The organism is Luteimonas rhizosphaericola (assembly GCF_029888045.1).
GTDB lineage: Bacteria > Pseudomonadota > Gammaproteobacteria > Xanthomonadales > Xanthomonadaceae > Luteimonas > Luteimonas rhizosphaericola.
The window spans coordinates 1-14,855 of record NZ_JARXRN010000015.1; the positions used below are offsets into that span (position 1 = coordinate 1).

The 14,855-nt window shown below is 72.3% G+C and carries 19 protein-coding genes and 1 pseudogene; 7 read left to right on the forward strand and 13 right to left on the reverse strand.

Features of this window, described 5'->3' with window-relative positions; translation table 11 throughout:
- Positions 1-82: 82 nt before the first annotated feature.
- The 4 genes and pseudogenes from QFW80_RS00915 to QFW80_RS00930 all read left to right on the forward strand — a co-directional run.
- Positions 83-151, forward strand: a pseudogene (locus QFW80_RS00915) (DNA-binding response regulator); the annotation flags it as partial.
- A 343-nt stretch (positions 152-494) separates the two neighbouring features.
- Positions 495-1,664: a polyketide cyclase gene (locus tag QFW80_RS00920; protein ID WP_280599061.1), complete on the forward strand. Its 1,170-nt coding sequence runs from the start codon at positions 495-497 to the stop codon at positions 1,662-1,664.
- A 76-nt stretch (positions 1,665-1,740) separates the two neighbouring features.
- Positions 1,741-2,109 (forward strand): DUF423 domain-containing protein, encoded by a 369-nt coding sequence (locus QFW80_RS00925; protein WP_280599063.1) that lies wholly within the window; start codon positions 1,741-1,743, stop codon positions 2,107-2,109.
- Between the two features lie 3 nt (positions 2,110-2,112).
- Positions 2,113-2,787 (forward strand): DNA-3-methyladenine glycosylase family protein, encoded by a 675-nt coding sequence (locus tag QFW80_RS00930; protein ID WP_280599065.1) that lies wholly within the window; start codon positions 2,113-2,115, stop codon positions 2,785-2,787.
- A gap of 238 nt (positions 2,788-3,025) precedes the next feature.
- On the opposite strand, the gene QFW80_RS00935 is transcribed toward QFW80_RS00930, so the two are convergent.
- The 7 genes from QFW80_RS00935 to QFW80_RS00965 all read right to left on the reverse strand — a co-directional run bounded on the left by QFW80_RS00935 (position 3,026) and on the right by QFW80_RS00965 (position 6,401).
- The gene (locus QFW80_RS00935; RefSeq protein WP_280599067.1) at positions 3,026-3,823 is read right to left on the reverse strand and encodes a M15 family metallopeptidase; all 798 of its coding nucleotides are present in this window, start codon (positions 3,821-3,823) and stop codon (positions 3,026-3,028) included.
- 259 nt (positions 3,824-4,082) lie between these two features.
- Entirely contained in the window at positions 4,083-4,499 is a 417-nt protein-coding gene (locus QFW80_RS00940) for a DUF3887 domain-containing protein (RefSeq protein ID WP_280599069.1), read from the reverse strand.
- Between the two features lies 1 nt (position 4,500).
- Positions 4,501-4,671: a DUF4177 domain-containing protein gene (locus QFW80_RS00945; RefSeq protein WP_280599071.1), complete on the reverse strand. Its 171-nt coding sequence runs from the start codon at positions 4,669-4,671 to the stop codon at positions 4,501-4,503.
- A 204-nt stretch (positions 4,672-4,875) separates the two neighbouring features.
- The gene (locus QFW80_RS00950) at positions 4,876-5,058 is read right to left on the reverse strand and encodes a type II toxin-antitoxin system antitoxin (RefSeq protein ID WP_280599073.1); all 183 of its coding nucleotides are present in this window, start codon (positions 5,056-5,058) and stop codon (positions 4,876-4,878) included.
- Positions 5,058-5,399, reverse strand: coding sequence for a hypothetical protein (locus QFW80_RS00955; protein ID WP_280599075.1), 342 nt, complete (start codon positions 5,397-5,399; stop codon positions 5,058-5,060). Before QFW80_RS00955 ends, QFW80_RS00950 begins: the two co-directional genes overlap by 1 nt.
- A gap of 10 nt (positions 5,400-5,409) precedes the next feature.
- On the reverse strand, positions 5,410-6,258 hold the full coding sequence (locus QFW80_RS00960) for an SPFH domain-containing protein (protein ID WP_280599077.1): 849 nt from the start codon (positions 6,256-6,258) through the stop codon (positions 5,410-5,412).
- Positions 6,259-6,272: 14 nt separating this feature from the next.
- Positions 6,273-6,401, reverse strand: a complete 129-nt coding sequence (locus QFW80_RS00965) for a hypothetical protein (protein WP_280599079.1) — start codon at positions 6,399-6,401, stop codon at positions 6,273-6,275.
- A gap of 244 nt (positions 6,402-6,645) precedes the next feature.
- On the opposite strand from QFW80_RS00965, the gene purT reads away from it, so the two are divergent.
- Both purT and QFW80_RS00975 read left to right on the forward strand, forming a co-directional pair.
- Positions 6,646-7,845, forward strand: a complete 1,200-nt coding sequence (gene purT / locus QFW80_RS00970) for a formate-dependent phosphoribosylglycinamide formyltransferase (protein ID WP_280599081.1) — start codon at positions 6,646-6,648, stop codon at positions 7,843-7,845.
- A 105-nt stretch (positions 7,846-7,950) separates the two neighbouring features.
- A complete protein-coding gene (locus QFW80_RS00975; RefSeq protein ID WP_280599083.1) occupies positions 7,951-8,343 on the forward strand; it encodes a hypothetical protein in 393 nt (130 codons plus the stop codon).
- A gap of 21 nt (positions 8,344-8,364) precedes the next feature.
- On the opposite strand, the gene QFW80_RS00980 is transcribed toward QFW80_RS00975, so the two are convergent.
- Both QFW80_RS00980 and QFW80_RS00985 read right to left on the reverse strand, forming a co-directional pair.
- Positions 8,365-9,624 carry an endonuclease/exonuclease/phosphatase family protein gene (locus QFW80_RS00980; protein WP_425603479.1) on the reverse strand — a complete coding sequence of 420 codons (1,260 nt, stop codon included), beginning with the start codon at positions 9,622-9,624 and terminating at the stop codon, positions 8,365-8,367.
- Entirely contained in the window at positions 9,591-10,313 is a 723-nt protein-coding gene (locus QFW80_RS00985) for an arginyltransferase (protein WP_280599085.1), read from the reverse strand. The genes QFW80_RS00980 and QFW80_RS00985 overlap by 34 nt, the downstream gene beginning before the upstream one ends.
- 166 nt (positions 10,314-10,479) lie before the next feature.
- Between QFW80_RS00985 and QFW80_RS00990 the strand changes: the two genes are divergently transcribed.
- Positions 10,480-11,133, forward strand: coding sequence for an EF-hand domain-containing protein (locus QFW80_RS00990; RefSeq protein WP_280599086.1), 654 nt, complete (start codon positions 10,480-10,482; stop codon positions 11,131-11,133).
- Between the two features lie 140 nt (positions 11,134-11,273).
- Here QFW80_RS00990 and QFW80_RS00995 read toward each other — a convergent pair whose 3' ends face one another.
- The 4 genes from QFW80_RS00995 to QFW80_RS01010 all read right to left on the reverse strand — a co-directional run bounded on the left by QFW80_RS00995 (position 11,274) and on the right by QFW80_RS01010 (position 14,839).
- Positions 11,274-12,413, reverse strand: a complete 1,140-nt coding sequence (locus QFW80_RS00995) for an RNA polymerase sigma factor (protein WP_280599090.1) — start codon at positions 12,411-12,413, stop codon at positions 11,274-11,276.
- A gap of 58 nt (positions 12,414-12,471) precedes the next feature.
- Complete coding sequence (locus QFW80_RS01000) at positions 12,472-13,293, reverse strand: putative signal transducing protein (RefSeq protein ID WP_280599092.1); 822 nt, start codon at positions 13,291-13,293, stop codon at positions 12,472-12,474.
- Between the two features lie 6 nt (positions 13,294-13,299).
- The gene (gene tesB / locus QFW80_RS01005) at positions 13,300-14,196 is read right to left on the reverse strand and encodes an acyl-CoA thioesterase II (RefSeq protein WP_280599093.1); all 897 of its coding nucleotides are present in this window, start codon (positions 14,194-14,196) and stop codon (positions 13,300-13,302) included.
- Positions 14,197-14,266: 70 nt separating this feature from the next.
- Positions 14,267-14,839, reverse strand: coding sequence for an N-acetylmuramoyl-L-alanine amidase (locus QFW80_RS01010; protein WP_280599095.1), 573 nt, complete (start codon positions 14,837-14,839; stop codon positions 14,267-14,269).
- Positions 14,840-14,855: the final 16 nt, after the last annotated feature.

Here is a 14,855-nt window from a genome sequence, read left to right on the forward strand (position 1 = left end):
CGCCAGGATGTCCGGCCTGCCGCAGCGCGGCAGGCGTTCGCCGCCATGCGAGGCGGTGCCTCGCAAGCAATGGCGGCTCACCCTCAGCAAGCTCGGCGTGCGCGACCGCACCCGGGCCGTGCTCAAGGCGTTCGAGCTGCAGCTCGTCTGAGGGACAGTACGCACGTCCCGCCGGAGCACGGCGGGCGTTCCCGGGCAGCGCGAGCCGGTGTCTCGCAAGCGCTCCCGGCTTACCCGGTCCGAGCCCGGTGCGCGCAGGCGCACCCGGGTCGTGTTCGAGGCCTTCGGACCGCACCCGGGGTGGGCAGATGCCGGGCGCATCCCGCACGGGGCCGCCATACCTGGCGTGAAGGCCCGGTGCATCCCGATGCGCGGTCCATCCGTCGTCGCCGGCCTGCGGTTGCAACATTTCCGACTCGCCCCGCGCCCGGCAATCTTGCTACGATTGGCCACTTGCGCCTGCGCAGGCAGGAAATGGTCCCGGAGAACCCTGAATGACCCGTTTGCTCGAGATCCTGATTTCAACGGCGATCGTCGCCGTGCTGTTCGTGCTCGTCGCCCTGTTCCTGCCCTCGAACCGCACGATCACCGAACAGATCGAGACCAACCGGCGCCAGTCGATCGTCTTCGATACCCTCAACAGCCTGCGCCGCTTCGGCGACTGGAACGCGCTGCCGATGCGCGACCCGGCCGTGAGCATGGAGCTGTCCGGCCCCGAGTCGGGCGTGGGCGCCCGCCTGGACTACGAGTCCGATGAGCGTTCGCTGGGCAGCGGCAGCTGGGAGATCATCGAGTCCGATCCGGACACCCGCGTGCTGTACGCGCTGGAGACCCCGGACCGCGGCACGAACAAGCGCATGGAGTTCCAGCTGACCCCGACCGGCCGGGGCGGGCGCAACATGGAGATCACCCAGACCTACAGCGTCGACTACGGCTGGAACCTGCTGGGCCGTTATGCAGGCCTGTACGTGCGTGGCCACGTCGGCGAGGACATGAAGCTGGGCCTGTCCAAGCTCGCCAGCATGCTGGCCGCGGTTCCGAACGTGGACTACCGCGCCGACGGCGTGCGCCTGACCGACCTGGGCGTGGTCGATCGGCCCGCGGAGAACCTGCTGTCGGTCTCGGCCGGCGCGGTCGAGCGCAACAACGAGCTCATCAAGGCCTCGATGAAGGCCAATAGCGAGTGGATCAAGCGCACGATGGATGCGAACGATCTGGAGCCCGCCGGCCCCCTGCGCATCGTCTCCACCGAGCTGGGCCGCGAGAACTACACCTTCGACGTGGTGCAGCCGGTGCGCCGCAAGGGCGCCGGTGGCGCCGACGAGGACGCGGGCAGCGACGAGGCCGAGGGCGAGCAGGGCGAAGGCGAAGAGAACGCGCCGGCCGTCGCGCAGGCGCCGATGGTCGACGAGGGCGAGCTGGAGGTCGAGATTCCCGACGGCGCGCCGGTCGAGTACGTCCGCGTCGAGGCCGGCAAGGCGGCCCGTGGCGTGTACAGCGGCTACATGGCCGAGCTCGAGAACGTGCGCAATGCCGTCCGCGCCTGGGCGCTGACCCACGGCTACGAAGTCACCGACCGTCCGTTCGAGTACTACAACAACGGCATCGACCAGGCCTTCACCGAGAACGGCGAGTTCGAGGTGTTCTGGAGGCTGAAGGAATAGGCCCGGTTAGGCCGACGCCGTCCACCGCCGCGCGCCGCATCCCCCGGATGCGGCGCGTTGCGTTCGGGGGGACGGGGTGAGCGCCGGGCCCCCGGCGATGCGCGGCGCGCCCGCGCTGCAGGCCGCTGGCGCGCTGCTTGCCGGTCTGGGCGTGGCGCTGTCGGCCTATGCGGCGCACGGTGCGGACGCCGCCGTCCGCGCCACGCTCCAGACCGCCGCCCTGCACGCCTTCGGACACGGCGTGGCGCTGGCCGCACTCGGCCGGGGCCCGCTCACCCGACTCGCGCGGGTGGCCCTGGTCCTGCTGCTGGCGGGCAGCGCGCTGTTCGCCGGTGCGCTGGCGTGGAAGTCGCTTGCAGGCGGCTCGTCCGCGGCCGCACCGTTCGGCGGTGGCCTGGTACTGGTCGGCTGGCTGCTGTACGCGGTCGCCGCGCTGCGGGACTGAGCGATGCCGCGGTACGCGCGCGGATTCGACACGACGGTGGCGTTCGACCACCTGCACCGTCGCGACCGGCGGCTCGCCAGCTGGATGCGGCGGCTGGGTCCGATCGGGCCGGAGCCCCGCTGGCGCAAGCCCTTCGACCCGGTGGACGCGCTGGTCCGCGCGATCCTGTTCCAGCAGCTCAGCGGCAAGGCCGCGTCGACGATCGTCGGCCGGGTGGAGGCGGCGATCGGCAGCCGCCGCCTGCATGCCGCGACCCTGGGCCGGATCGACGATGCGGCGCTGCGCGCCTGCGGGGTGTCGGGCAACAAGGCGCTCGCGCTGCGCGATCTGGCCGCGCGTGAGGCCCGGGGCGAGATCCCGACACTGCGGCAGATGGCCGGCATGCACGCCGACGAGATCGTCGCCGCGCTGGTGCCGATCCGCGGCATCGGTCGCTGGACGGTGGAGATGATGCTGATGTTCCGGCTCGGGCGCCCGGACGTGCTGCCGGCCGACGACCTGGGCCTCCGCAAGGGCGCGCAGCGTGTCGATCGCCTGGCGGCCATGCCCACGCCGAAGGAACTGGCCGCGCGCGGCGAGCGCTGGGGCCCGTACCGCACCTACGCCGGCCTGTACCTGTGGCGCATCGCGGATTCCACGGATCAGGTGGGCAAGCCGACGAACCGGTCGCAGGACTAGACCGGTCGCCTGGCGCCTGCGCCGCGGACCTGCCCGGTGCTGTCGAGCACGCGCCGGACCCCAGGCGCGTCGAACGGCATGGCCTCAGTCCAGCGGCAGTGCAGCCGGTTGGATGGGGGAGTGTGTCGACCGACGCCATCCGCGCCGGATGGTCAACCGGTCCCCGCTGGTACAGGCGCGCCGGAACACCGCACGACGGCGCACGCATCCGGCGCGGCTTCAGTCGCTGCGACCCGTCTCAGTCGGTGTCGGCGTAGCGCCAGTGCCAGGGTTCGTAGACGATGCCGTGGGGATTTCCACGCGGATAGCTCATGCCGAAGCCGTGCGCCGCGGCGTGCGCGGTGAGCCAGGCGAACGCGTCGGTCTGCTCGAAGGATTCTTCCGCCGGCGGCTCGCCGGGCGCGCCGATATCCAGCGCCAACCCGCCGTGGTGTTCGCTGAAACCGGGCGCGGCATTGACCGCGAGGATCGCGTCCACCGCCTGGCCCCGCGCGCGCTTGCGCTCGAAGATCGCCAGCTGGTAGTCGTGGCTGCGGTAGCCGGAGATGGCCTCGAGCACGATGCCTTCGCCCGCAGCCGCCTCGCGCATGCGCTGCCAAGCGCGCCCGGCGCCGCGGCGCAGCCACAGCGGCCGTCGATAGCGGTCGACGCCGGCCAGCGTCAGCGCGGCAGGCTCGGGTACCAGCGCCAGGCCGCTGCGGCGCGCGTAGGCGTCGGCGTCGATCCCCAGCGACTGCAGCCGTGCCTCGACCCGTGATGGCGGCAGTGTGCGGGCGTCGGCATGGGACGGCGGCAGCGGGGCATCGAGCAGGTCCAGCGCCTCGTCGATGCCGGGCTCGCGCGCCAGTCGCGGCACCAGCGGCATCAGCCCACTGTCCAGTACCGCGGCGAGATAGTGGCCGTCGCGTTTGCGCCGCAGGACGCGGCGCGATCGCGCCAGGACCCGGGCGTCGGCACTGGCGCGCGCGCGCAGCAGCCAGGCCGGCCAGAGTTCGATCTCGGCGCTGTTGAGTAGGGTCCGGGGACGCGGTTGCATGGGGCGCAGCTTATCGGCGTGGCCCGGCGCCCGCCATGGCGGGGATTGCCGCACGTCGATGCGGCCGGCTCCGGTTGCTGGACCGGAATGCTGCACGTGCGGGTGCGACGTGGCGAGCGTTGCGCCCCGTCAGCGCGACGGCGCGCGCCTGTAGTGGATCTTGTCGCGGCGACCGCGGTCGGGTGGCATCGGCGGCGGGCGGCCGCTTGCCGCCCGAGGCCGGGACTGCTGCCGCGCGCCATGACGCGGCCGCGCGGTGCTACCGCGGGCCGCCGCCGGCCGGGACGAAATGCAGGCCGCCGACCTTGCCCTCGGCGTCGATCGCCACCGTGGCGTCCAGGTCGACCTGTTCGCGCTCGATGCGGAAGATCACCACGGTGTAGCCATCCTGGCGGACCACCCGAGGTTCGCTGCGCGCCGAGACCGGCCCGGCGGCCTCGATCTGGCGCTGGACGTCGGCCAGCTTTCCGGCATCGAGCGCGCCCTGCATCTGGGCGTTGAACGTCGCGGCGACGCCATCGAAATCGCCGGCGTCCATCCGGTCGAGCACGTCGCTGGCCAGTGCCACGGCGCCGGCGTCGGCCTCGGTCGGCGGGTCCTGCGACAGTGCGGGTGCGGCCCAGGCCATGGCCAGCACCAGGGCGAATGCGGAGGAGATGCGGCGAAAACGGTTCATGTCATTGCTCCTTCTTGAGGTACAGGCGCACGGCCACGCCGTTGGGCGTGACCGATACGAGTTCCCAGCCCTGGGCGCCGAGCTGGACCAGCTTCTCCTCGATCACCGACGCCCGCAGGCCGAGGAAGGCGGGCTTCAGTTCGACGATCTTGTACTGCCAACGCTTGCTCATGCACGGACTCCCTTGAGGCGAAGGGCGGAATCGGGAAACGCGGCGCCGCGCGCGAGCACCACGGTGATGCGGCAGCAGTGGGGACGCGGGCGCCGGGACGCATGTGACCGCGGCCTTGCGCATCCCATTGCCAGGATGCCGGTGGCAGCCGGGCCCGCCCGTGATGGCGCCGGCCCGCGACGGACCTGGCAGCGGGGACGACGGTCATGGCGGGGCGTCGTGCTCCGGGGACGGATCCCGCGGCAGCCGACCGGCCTTGCGCAGCGCATCGCGCAGCACGTATTCGATCTGCGCGTTGAGGCTGCGCAGTTCGTCGTCGGCCCACTTCTGCGTCGCCGCGAGCACGTCGGCGCCGATGCGCAACGGATAGGCCTTCTTCTCGGCCATCAGCCGCCGGTCCCGCCGCCGTCGCGGCGCGCGCGGAACACCGCCACCAGCATCGCGACCGCCAGGCCGTTGACCACCACCACCATCACCGCGGCGAGCGCGAGCACGCGGGCCTGGTCGCCGCCCCAGAGCCCGAGGCCTGCGGCCATCGCCAGCATCGCGATGCCGACCATCCGCATCAGCCGCGCCAGGCGTCCGTCGAGCGCGCGGCGGCGGCCTTCGGTCATCCCGCGGCTGCCGCCGGCGACCGGCAGCCGGCCGTCGCCCAGCCAGCCGGCGGCGATGAAGGCGGGCAGGGCCATCAGCGCGAAGACGAGGGCGGCGATGTGGTGCGACTGCATGGCCGCCCGGTCAGTACAGCGAGCCGGCGTTGACGACCGGCTGGGTGCCGCGGTCGCCGCACAGCACGACCAGCAGGTTGCTCACCATCGCCGCGCGCCGTTCCTCGTCGAGCTTCACCGTGCCGCTCTTCTCCAGCTCGGCCAGCGCCATTTCCACCATGCCCACCGCGCCGGCGACGATTCGGGTGCGCGCGGCGATCACGGCGTTCGCCTGCTGCCGCTGCAGCATCGCGTGGGCGATCTCGGGCGCGTAGGCCAAGTGGCTGATGCGCGCTTCCAGCACGTCCACGCCCGCGGCGGTGAGGCGTTCGTCGAGCTGCTCCTTGAGCCGGTCGGAGATTTCCGCGGGGTGGCTGCGCAGCGAGATCTGGTCGTCCTCGTGCTGGTCGTAGGGATAGCTGGTGGCCATCGCGCGCAGCGCGGCTTCGGACTGGATGTGGACGAAGCTCTCGTAGTCGTCGACGTTGAACACCGCCTCGGCCGAGTCGACCACGCGCCACACGATCACCGCCGCGATCTCGATCGGCGAGCCGTCGAGTTCGTTGACCTTGAGCTTGCCGCTCTCGAAGTTGCGCACCCGCAGCGACACCTTCTTCTTGCTGTAGAAGGGGTTGTTCCAGCGCAGGCCGTTCTCCTTCACCGTGCCCACGTACTTGCCGAACAGGCTGACCACCGCGGCCTGGTTGGGTTCGACCATGTAGGCGCCGAGCATCAGGAACAGCGCCACCGCCGCCAGGCCGATCGCGAGCGCGATCGCGCCGCCGCCCTGCAGGAACAGCCATCCGCACGCGACGAGCGTGGCCAGCAGCACGAGCAGCACCGGGATGCCGGGCAGCGAACGCATGGGGTTCTCTTTCATGGCCATCTCCGGGGTCAGTGGCGGCTGGACAGGACGAGCGCGCCAGCGAGGGCACCGCAGGCCGAGAGCGCGACCAGGAGCGCGACGATGCGCCCGGCGTGGCGGGGGTGGCGGCGTTCGATCAGGTGGACGATGTGCAGCATGGGCGGCTCCCCGGGGCGGTGGACCTGATTGATATCAATTTGATATCAAAGTTGTCAAGCGTCGGCTTTCCCGACGACGTTCGGCGCAACTCTGGACCCGCCCGGCGACGGCTTCGGCCGGCGTCGCTGCCCATTCGCGCCGGGGCCACGCAGCCCCGGGCGCCAGCGACGGCCCAAGGCCGCTTCCGCCGGCCCCACGTGGTCGCTCGCTAGAATGGCCGCCCGTCGTCGAACCGGATGTCCCATGCCCACCCTTGGTACCCCGCTGTCCGCCTCGGCCACCCGCGTACTGCTGCTGGGCTCCGGCGAGCTGGGCAAGGAGGTCGCGATCGAGCTGCAGCGGCTGGGCGTGGAGGTGATCGCCGCCGACCGCTATGCCGATGCCCCGGCGATGCAGGTGGCGCATCGCAGCCATGTGCTGGACATGCTCGACCCGGCCGCGCTGGCGGCCCTGATCCGCGAGGAACGGCCGCACCTGGTGGTGCCCGAGATCGAGGCGATCCACACCGACACCCTGGTGGCGCTGGAACGCGACCATGGCCAGCGCGTGGTGCCCACCGCCCGCGCGGCGCGCCTGACGATGGACCGCGAGGGCATCCGCCGGCTCGCGGCCGAGACCCTGGGGTTGCCGACCTCGCCATACCGGTTCGTCGACACCGAAGCCGAGTACCGCGCGGCGGTGGCGGCCATCGGCCTGCCGTGCGTGGTCAAGCCGGTGATGTCGTCTTCCGGCAAGGGCCAGAGCACGGTGCGCAGCGAGGCGGAGATCGGCCCCGCATGGGACTACGCCCAGACCGGCGGCCGCGCAGGCGCCGGGCGCTGCATCGTGGAAGGTTTCGTCGACTTCGACTACGAGATCACCCTGCTCACGGTGCGCCATGCAGGCGGCACCGCGTTTTGCGCGCCGGTGGGCCACCTGCAGCGCGACGGCGACTACCGTGAGAGCTGGCAGCCGCAGCCGATGTCGCCACGTGCGCTGGCGCGTGCTCAGCAGGTCGCCCGTGCGATCACCGACGATCTGGGCGGATGGGGCGTGTTCGGCGTCGAGCTGTTCGTGAAGGGCGACGAGGTGTGGTTCAGCGAGGTCTCGCCGCGCCCGCACGACACCGGCCTGGTGACCCTGGTCTCGCAGGACCTGAGCGAATTCGCGCTGCATGCGCGCGCGATCCTCGGCCTGCCGCTGGGCGAGGATGCGGACGGCTGGATCCCGCTGCGCGGTCCGTCCGCATCCAGCGCGGTGCTCGCGCAGGGCAGCGGCGTGCCGGTGTTCGGCAATCTCGGCGCCGCGCTGCGCGCCCCGGACACCGCGCTGCGGCTGTTCGGCAAGCCGCGGGTGGAAGGGCAGCGGCGGGTGGGCGTGACCCTTGCGCGCGCCGAATCGGTCGAGGCCGCGCGCGCAGTCGCGCGCGATGCGACGGCGGCCATTAGCATCGAACTCCAGTAGCCGGCCGCGCCGGAGCGTCGCCCGCCGCCGCATCGTGGAAGACACGGCCGCGCGACACGGCCGGCGGCAACGGCGCCACGCAGTCACTTTCCCAGGGAGCCAGTCATGAACGGCAACAGCGGCTATGCCGTCTTCTTCTATCCCCAGGCGCTCGAGGCGCTGGGCGATGCGATCAAGCCCTACCTGCAGGACGGCGAAGCGGGTCCGCACATCTCGTGCAGCGAGGTCGACACCGCGGGCGCGTTCGTGGAGATGACCATGTTCGGGCGCACCGCCGAAGGCCAGGACGTCACCCTCGAACTGATGGTGCCCTCGAGCATGGTGCGGATGATCGTGTCCAGCCAGCAGGCGGGCAGCTTCGGGTTCCGCCCGCACGGACAGAACGGGCCGGTGGTGGCGGCCGCTACGGCAGCGAACGCCGGCGCGGATGCGTCGGCGGCGCCGGCGGCTGCGCCGGAGACGCCGGTCGACGCTCCGGCGTCCGCGTTCGCCCGCTGAGCGGACCGGGCTGGCGGCGGATCAGCGCTGCAGGTCGACCCAGACCAGGTGGTGGTCGCTGGCGGCGGTGAGTTCCGTGTCCGGATCGCCGGGTGCGGGCCAGAACACGCCCGAGCCCGCGAGCGAAAAGCCGACCGACGGCAGCGCGTAGTCCAGCCGCAGGTTGCCCACGCGCGGGCCGAAGCGGCCGGTATCGTGCGCATGCGATCCGCGATGGCGGCCGTTCTCGCCGCCGTCCTCCGCCGCGGCCAACGCGGCGCCCTCGCTGCGCGGGGTGGCGTGGCGCAGCACGCGCGGATGTTCGAGCAGTTCGACGATCGCCTCGTGTTCGCCGGCGCCGTCGGTCGGGTCGTTGTTGAGGTCGCCCAGGATCACGAAGCGCGCGTCCGCGGCCAGCCCGCCGCAGGCGCCGGCGTCGTCGCACAGCCAGGGCCGGTCGCCGGGCGAGAGGTATTCGCTCCAGAGCCGGATCTCGTCGTGGTTGCGCAGGCCGTTGCGGTTCTCGGGGCCGTCGAAGGTCGGCGGCGTCGGGTGCGAGGCCAGCACGTGCAGTGGCCCGAGCGGGGTCCGCACCGGCACGTCCCAGTGCGACTTCGACGACAGCCGCAGCTGGCTCCAGATCGCATCGGAATGGAACGGCGCGCCGGTGGCCGGATCCACCGGGCGCCGCGCACCCGGCATCGCGCTCCACTTCAGCAGCCGGAACGTGCGCGCCGCGGTGGCATCGATCGGATAACGCGACAGCAGCAGCATCCCGTACTGGCCCGGATGCAGGCCGTAGCCCCAGGCATCGTTGCCGCGCTCGCGGCCGTCGCCGCCGACGCTGCCGCTGTTGTCGAGGTCCAGTCCACTGGGTTCGCCGGTGTTGACCGGGGCCAGGTATCGGTAGGGATAGCGCAGCGCCTCGCCGCCGCCGGGCTGCGGCTGTTCCAGGTAGCGGCGCTGGAACAGGTCGGCGGCGCGACCGTCGGGGTCGAAGTCGAATTCGTTGAGCAGCACGATGTCCGGCCGCACCTTCTGCAGCACCGCCGCGATCCGCCGCGCCTGCGCGTTGCCCAGCTGCAGCCGCTGGACCAGTCCGCCGGTGTCCTCGTCGTAGAGCGAAACGTTGTAGGTGGCCACGCGCAGGGTGTCGGGCATCTCGGGTTCCGATGGAGGCGGGGTGCCGTGCACGTTGACGCGGACGCAGCCGGCCAGCAGCAGCGCGAACGCGGCGAGCGGCAGGGCCAGGGCGGACAGGCGGGGCTTCACGCGGACTCCAGTGTGTCGAACGGACGCCAGCGGCGGCCGTCGAAGCCTTCCAGCGGGCGGAAGCGGCGCTTGTAGTCCATCTTGTCGTGGCTGCGGATCCAGTAGCCGAGGTAGAGGAAGTCGCGTCCTTCGCGCGCGGCCCAGTCGAGCTGACGCAGGATCGCCAGCGTGCCCAGTCCGCGGCCGCCTGCGTCGGGATCGAAGAAGGTGTAGACCGCCGACATCGCGCGCGGATCGACGTCGGTCACCGCCACCGCCAGCAGGCGCCCGGCCTCGCGCAGTTCCATGAACCGCGTGTTGGCCCAGCTGCCGACCAGAAACTGGTCGAACTCGTGCGCGCCATGGGTATCCATGCCGCCGCCGGGATGGCGCGCGCGCAGGTAGCGCAGGTACAGCGCCAGCCGTTCCTCGTTGCGCTCCGCGGGCAGCACGCGCGATTCGACCTGCGCATTGCGTTCGAGGCAGCGCCGCTGGCTGCGGCCGGGACGGAACGTCGCGACCGGGATGCGCACCGCGACGCAGGCGCGGCAGTGCGGGCAGTGCGGGCGGTAGACGATGTCGCCGGAGCGGCGGAAGCCCCATTCCAGCGCCTGCGGATAGAACGCGGGCAGGCGCTCGTCGCGCGGATCGAACACGAGGTCGCGCGCCGTGCGATCGGGCCAGTAGCCGCAGGCGTGGGTGCCGGTATGGAACAGCCGCAGGTTGTCGTTCTCGCCCATGCCGTGTCAACGCTCCGGTGGCTCCCCGCATACTGCGCGCGGGTCGCAGCGGTTGGGACCGCCGCGTGTCGGCCGGCTGAACGCGGCCGCGACCGGGTCAACCGGCGCGCGCGGCGGGCGTTGACGGATGCACGGCGGCGCTGGAGCCGCATCCGAGGATCCGAGAATGACGCACAAGACCCTGTTCATCGCGCTCGCGCTGTCGCTCGCGACGCTGGGCGCCACTGCCGCCGAACCCGCGCCGTCCGGCGAACGCGCCAGGCCGACGCTCGATGCCAACGGCGACGGTGCCATTGATCGCAGCGAGGCGGCGAAGTACCCCCGCCTGGCGGCGAAGTTCGACGGCTTGGACCGCAACGCGGACGGACGCCTGGACGCCAGCGAGCGCCCGCAGCGCAAGCACCGCGGACACGGCGGGAAGCATCGTGGGCACGGCGGTTTCGGCCATCCCGAACGCCTGGACACCGACGGCGACGGACGCCTGAGCCGCGCCGAGGTCGACGCGGCCAAGGCCGGCCGCGAAGGCCGCCCGAACCGGCTGGCCGAGCATTTCGCGGCGATCGACGCCAACCGCGACGGCTTCCTGGTCCGCAGCGAACTGCACGCCTGGCACCAGGCCCAGCGTCCGCAGCGCGAGGCGCAGATGCGCAAGCGCCTCGACGAACGCTTCGCCGCCGCCGACCTCAATGGCGACCGCAAGCTGAGCCGGGTGGAAGTGGACGAGAAGATGCCGCGCCTGGCCAAGCGCTTCGCCTGGATGGACGACAACCGCGACGGCTTCCTGAGCCGCGCCGAACTGCAGCCGCCGCAGCGCCGCTGATCCCTGCCGGAAGACCGGAGGCCCGCGTCGCAGGACGCGGGCCTTCCTGTATTGCGTCCGCCTCATGCGCAGCGCTGCACGACCCGTACGGCCCGGATCGGAGGCCCTGCGGCCCTGGATCGCTGGCCGCGCGCCCGTCCTCAGCCGCCGAGATGGAAGTGCGCGATGACCAGCGAACCGATCACGATCACGTTGCTGATCATGACGCCGCCGCGGCCCCAGGTCAGGCGATAGGCGAGCAGGCGCTGGCGCGCGCCGACCGGGTCGCGCTTCGCGTCGCGCGCCAGCAGCGGGTTCATCAGCCGCGGCAGCATCACCAGCAGCTGCCAGTTCATCGCCAGCAGCGCGACCGCGATCGCGACGAAGGTGTGGCGCTCGTCGCCGAACGCCAGGTGGGTGCCGATGATCGCCGCGATCAGCACCAGCGACAGGACGATGTAGCGGCGGGAAAAACGCAGCAGCGTGTCGCGTTCCTCGACCGTGTCGGCGTAGTCGAGGATGACGCCGCGCGCGAACCAGGCCGCGACCAGGCCGCCGAGCAGCCCGCCCGAGGCCGCGCCCGCGAAGCCGAGCGCGAAGCGCGCGAACAGGCCGCCGGCGATCGACTTGGTGGCGATGCCCAGGCCCGCGGCCGCCGCCGGCTTGCTGAAGCCGAGCGCGGCGGTGACGCCGACCGCGAACGCCGCCGACGGCGCGCTGCTGCGCGCGAACTCGCCGAAGCGGCTGAGCAGGTCGTCGCGCACGCTCTGGCGCGCGCGCGACAGGCGCTTGCGCACCGCGGCGTCGGACAGCCCCAGCAGCATCGCCACCTGCTTCGAACTCTGGCCTTCGCGGTAGTACAGCAGCAGCGCCTCGCGGCTCTCCTCGGGCAGCTCGGAAATCAGGTCGGCGGCGACCGCGTCGCGCTCGGCATCCAGGGCCTGCTGCAGCGGACAGCCGTCGGGGTCTGCGGCGTGCTGGATCGCGAGGTCCGCCGCTTCGCCGTCGAGCATCCGGTTGCGCCGGCCGCGCAGGTGGTCGTGGGCGAGGTTGCGGGTGATCTGGCGCAGCCAGGGCAGGAAACTCGAGGCGTTCTTCAGCCGCGGCAGGTGGTGCCAGGCCGACAGGAAGGCTTCCTGGGCGATGTCCTCGCTGGTGTGCACGTCGCGGGTGATCGCGAGCGCGACCGCGGTCACCGTGTTCTGGCTGGCCATGATGATGCGACCGTAGGCATCCCGGTCGCCGCGCACCGCGGCGGGCAGTTCGCGCTTGATCAGCAGGTCGATGGCGTCGTTCGGCATGCGGTGGCCAGCGTGGGAAGTCGGGACGTGACGCGCGCGGTGGGGCGGATGTGACCGGTCAGGGGACGGGGAGCACCTGCCAGGTGTCCTCGTCGCGCTGCACGGCGAGCTCGCGCGGCTGCGGCGCATCGTCGCCGCGGGCGGTCGATACGGACACGGTGCCGGTGCCCGAGCCGTCGGTGCGGTAGTCGGCCACGGCCACCCGCAGCGGTGCGCCGTCGGCCGGGCAGGCGGAGGCCGGCAGCGGCGCGAGGCCGGCCGCGCGCGCGGCGGCGAGCACCGATTCGCCCGGATCGTCGCCATCCACCGACAGGCACAGCGGGGCGTCCGGCGCGGTCTCGCGTTCCCGCGCGGCCAGGGTCGCGGCCAGCGCGGGCGGGGTGGGGAGCCGATAGGTGGCGCCGGTATCGGTGACGACCGGCAGCAGCGAGGGGTCCAGCGTCACCGGCGCCGCGGGCGCGGCCGCGGGTTCAGGCAGGTCCCAGCCGGGATTGCGGAACTGGTTGAGCCACAGCGCCAGCGCGATCACCGCCGCCACCAGCAGGCCCAGCCGCAGCCGGGCGCGGCGCGTGGGCGAGTCGGCATTGAGGCGCGCCGCATGGCCGACATTGGGCAGGAAATTGCCCGGATTGGCGGCGGTGGCCTCCAGCAGCCCGGCCTCGCGCAGCAGCTGGCGCGCGCGCGGCTGGTCGTCCGAGCGCACGACCCACACCGCTGCCCGCGGGCCCGCGCCGGGCTGTTCGCGATAGCTGAAGCTGCCGCGGATGCTGCTGCGGAAGGTGCGTCCGTTCTCGATCCGCACCTCGATGCCCTCGCCTTCCAGCAGCCGGGCCACGGCTTCGGCGTTCTCGGGGCGGGCGCTGCTGAAGACCTGGCGCATCGCCGCTCAGTCCTTCGCCGGCACGGTGCCGGCCACGCGCGCGTCGTCGACCACGCGGATCATGCCTTCCTGCACCGTGCTCGCCACCAGTCGCCCGTCGCGGCTGAACACCTGGCCGCGGGCCAGCCCGCGCGCGCCCTGGGCGCTGGGGCTGTCGATCGCGTACAGCAGCCATTCGTCGGCGCGAAATGGACGGTGGAACCACAGACCGTGGTCGAGCGAGGCCATCTGCACGTCGGGCTGGTAGTAGCTGATCCCGTGCGGGAAGGTCGTGGTGCCCAGCAGGTGGAAGTCGGACGCGTAGGCCAGCAGTGCGCGGTGCAGCTCCGGGCCATCCCCTACGCGCTCGCCGAGCCGGAACCAGACCTGGTTGAACGGCGGCTGCTTGGCGGGGCGCAGGTCGTTGCGCGGATGCACGTGGCGGAATTCGAACGGCCCGGCGCGGTCGAGCCAGCGCTGCACCTTGGTCGGCAGCGTGGCCAGCACTTCCGGCGGGATCGGGTCGGCGGGCGCGATGTCGTCCGGGTCGGGCACCTGCGGCATCGGCGGCTGGTGTTCGACGCCGCGCTCGGCCTCCTGGAACGAGGCGGCGCAGAAGAAGATCACCTTGCCGTGCTGGATCGCCGTCACCCTGCGCACCGAGAAGCTGCCGCCGTCGCGGGTGCGGTCGACGTCGTAGACGATCGGATGCTCGATGTCGCCGGCGCGCAGGAAGTAGGCGTGCAGCGAGTGCGCGGCGCGCGGCTCGGGCATGGTCGCCTGGGCCGCCGACAGCGCCTGCCCCAGCACCTGGCCGCCGAACACGTACTTGGTGCCGATGTCGCGGCTCTGGCCGCGGAACAGGTTGTCCTCGAGCCGTTCCAGCGACAGCAGTTCGATCAGTTCGGAAACGGGCGAGGGCATGGCGGAGGCTGCGGGAACGTGCGGGGAATTATACGGGCCGGCACGGGACGGCCGCGGTCGGCGCGCGGCGTCAGGGCAGGCGCGCGAGCGACGTGGCGGCGAGCACGCGCGGCCACGGGAACAGCGGGCCCGGATCGCGCTTGCGCCGCACCTGGCGCGCGGGATCGTCTTCCGCCGCGACCAGCGCGGTGTCGAGATCCTCGTGGCCGGCGATGTGGCGCAGCGCCGGCAGGGTAGCCTGCAGGTGCGCCAGCAGCGCCACCAGCGCCTCGATCTGGGCGTCGGGATAGGCTTCGTCCATCGCCTGGTGGCCGGCGTCGAGCCAGCGCGGGTAGCGGCCGCGGTTGACCAGTTCGATCCCCACCGAACGCGGGTTGCAGCCGCGCACGTGGTGGGCGATGCGCGTCGCCGGCACGTATTCGACGATGCGGCCGTCGCGGTCGATGTACCAGTGGCCGCTGTTGCCGGTGCCGCTGTCGGCGTACCGCACCTGCTCGCCGTACGCGCGCGCGGTGGCGAGGTCGGGCAGTTCGGTGCAGTGGATGACGACCAGGTCCACCGCGTCGGCCGGGCGTGCGTCCAGGCGTTCGACGTAGGGCAGGTGGTCGACGTGGATCGGCGTGTCGCCGGGCGGTCGCGGCATGCGGCGATGCTAGCAT